This window comes from Pseudomonas sp. N040, assembly GCF_015637705.1.
Lineage (GTDB): Bacteria > Pseudomonadota > Gammaproteobacteria > Pseudomonadales > Pseudomonadaceae > Aquipseudomonas.
In genome coordinates, this window is record NZ_JADOBE010000029.1 from 1 (window position 1) to 239 (window position 239).

At 69.0% G+C, this 239-nt stretch carries 1 protein-coding gene; it reads right to left on the reverse strand.

Features of this window, described 5'->3' with window-relative positions; translation table 11 throughout:
• A partial coding sequence (locus ISX93_RS17370) for an autotransporter-associated beta strand repeat-containing protein (RefSeq protein ID WP_195779949.1) occupies window positions 1–239 on the reverse strand: 239 nt, incomplete at both ends.

Here is a 239-nt window from a genome sequence, read left to right on the forward strand (position 1 = left end):
ACCAGTGCGCCGCTGCCGGAAATGCTGTTGCCGAGGGTGATGGCGTTGCTGCGGTTGATCTGCAGGGTGCTGTTGTTGACCACGGCGCCGCTGCCCAGCTGGCCGGTGGTGCCGCCGGCACCGATGCTGAGGGTGCCGTCGCTGACGGTGGTGGTGCCGCTGTAGGTGTTGGCGCCGGTGAGCGAGAGGGTGGCGGCTCCTTGTTTGTCCAGGCTGCCGCTGCCACTCAGGGTGCCGGC